General features: G+C 65.4%; 1 protein-coding gene and 2 pseudogenes. 1 reads left to right on the forward strand and 2 read right to left on the reverse strand.

What is annotated here, in order from left to right; genetic code table 11:
• Both KZA10_RS13325 and KZA10_RS13330 read right to left on the reverse strand, forming a co-directional pair.
• Positions 1 to 126, reverse strand: a pseudogene (locus KZA10_RS13325) (Phenylacetic acid catabolic protein); the annotation flags it as partial.
• Positions 127 to 990: 864 nt separating this feature from the next.
• The gene (locus KZA10_RS13330) at positions 991 to 1,305 is read right to left on the reverse strand and encodes a hypothetical protein (protein WP_218683119.1); all 315 of its coding nucleotides are present in this window, start codon (positions 1,303 to 1,305) and stop codon (positions 991 to 993) included.
• A gap of 300 nt (positions 1,306 to 1,605) precedes the next feature.
• Between KZA10_RS13330 and KZA10_RS13335 the strand changes: the two are divergent.
• A pseudogene (locus KZA10_RS13335) lies at positions 1,606 to 2,059 on the forward strand (hypothetical protein); the annotation flags it as partial.

Raw genomic sequence — 2,059 nt, forward strand, 5'->3', positions numbered from 1 at the left:
CCAGGCGCAGCGGAACTCGGGCTCGTCGCGGAAGAAGGCGAGATCGTCTTCGCTGCGGCCGTCGTACGAGCCGGCATAGTGCAGGAAGGAGCGTGCGTGGCCGAGCAGGTCGAGCGCGATGTTGCCCTCGCCGGAGTGAACATCGACCCCGGCAACGGAGCAGAGGCAGCCCAGTGCGCGAACCCGATCGGCAATAACGGCAACTTCCCGCCCGGAAGGCGTTGTTCATCGCGATCAGACTGGCGACGGCGTCACCGCGCAGGGTGTAGTTCGACGCCCACGAGATGGGAGCGAGCAGGCTCTCGTCGATGCGGCCGTTCTCGAAACCGCCCCACTGGCCGGGGGGATTCTTCCCGGGCGGGAAGTTGCCGTTATTGCCGATCGGGTTCGCGCACTGGGCTGCCTCTGCTCCGTTGCCGGGGTCGATGTTCACTCCGGCGAGGGCGGCGACGACGTCGACGGCGTCCTCATAGAACTTCTCGTAGTGGTACGGGTCGTCGTTGCCCTGCACCTTGTGGGCGGCAATGCTCGGCTCCATCGATTCCCACCCGGCGACCTCTGCCAGCCGGGTCAGGAAGGTGCGGGATGCCGTCGCCGGATCCGTGACTTCCTCCCAGGTTCCCCACCCTTGGGACACCTGCTGCTGGAAGAGACCGCCACCGTCCGCGATAGAGCCGTCCGGGTTGGTGGCGTCGTCGTCGTGGTTGAGGTTGATCAGCGACGATTCGCCCATAGCAGTCATCACGCCGATGACCTGCGCCTTGACGGGCAGCTTCAGCTCCGTGGCGGCGTTCATGATGATCGCCGCGTTGACCAGCTGCTCGCCCTTCCAGATGCCGACCTCGTCGACGGGCAGGTTCTCGATGTTCACCTCGTAGTCGATCGTGGGGAACTTCCCTCCGGGGAGGGAAGAGCACGACGTGGCGATGAGGACGAAGATCGCGATGAGCGGGATGCAGATGACACCGCAAACGGCGGCGGCTGCGCCCTTCATCCCAGATCCGCCGGGGGAGTGAGGCGGTCCACGAACCAGGATGGCGTGCCGTTCCCGTGTCCGTCTCCCTGACGGATGAGTTCGATCGTGTACTGGCCGACGTCGGTGGGCACGAGCACGCTCATCTGATTGAAGTTCGGGGCACTGGCGACGACACCGGGGCCCGTGACCTGGGAGGGGCGAACCCTGGCGGGGTTTGTGCCCTCGTAGGCCAGCAGGGCGTCGTTGGTGAGCATGGGAGAGAGCTCGGCCCACCACTCGTCATAGGAGCGGTTGTGGTTCGCGAAGCTGGTCATGGCTTCCTCAGCCACCCGCACCCCGTCATCGAGCGCGTCCGGGGCGATGGTGCTAGTGGGAGCGGGCTGGACCGTCGCCGTGTCCGTAGGTGACGGACTGGGGTTAGGAGTGGGCGCCGTGTCCGTGCATGCCGTTAGCGTGAGCATGAGGCCGATGGCGACCGTGCTGACTCGAAGCACTTTCGACTTCCGCGTCATATTCTGCGAGTTTCGGCGTCTATAAGATGACGGTTTCGTCATTTTCCCACCCCCCGTATCTGACTCACCCTTGATACTATAGGATCGCATTAGATCCTGTACACGAGGGGGGCTTCGATGACAGATACACCGACGACCCGCGTTAACCCGTTCCATCGGGTGCGCGGCGCCGAGCAGAGCGACGCCGATGTCGACCAGCTGCGCGGCGAGGAACTCGTGGGTCCGCCGACGCCAGAGTCTGCGCCGTCGGTTCCGCATCCGCTCGAGCAGGTCTTCCCGACGATCCCCGAGGCACCTGGTGCGCTCGTGTATGTCATCGCACTGCACGGCGGCGCGGGAGCCTCGACGATCGCGGGCCTGATCCGTGAACAGGCTGCGGATCTGCCGGGGGAGGCCGCCCGCGAAGGACACCGGGCCTGGCCCGTCTCCTCGTATCCCGGTATGCCGATGAACGTTCTCGCTGTGGCACGCACTCACTATCACGGCCTCCAGACGGCAGAGAGATTCGCACTGGCCTGGGCTGCGGGGGAGTACCGGGACAGCCGGCTGCTGGGAATCGTGCTCGTCGACG

The organism is Microbacterium sp. BF1, assembly GCF_019279095.1.
GTDB classification, from domain to species: domain Bacteria; phylum Actinomycetota; class Actinomycetes; order Actinomycetales; family Microbacteriaceae; genus Microbacterium; species Microbacterium maritypicum.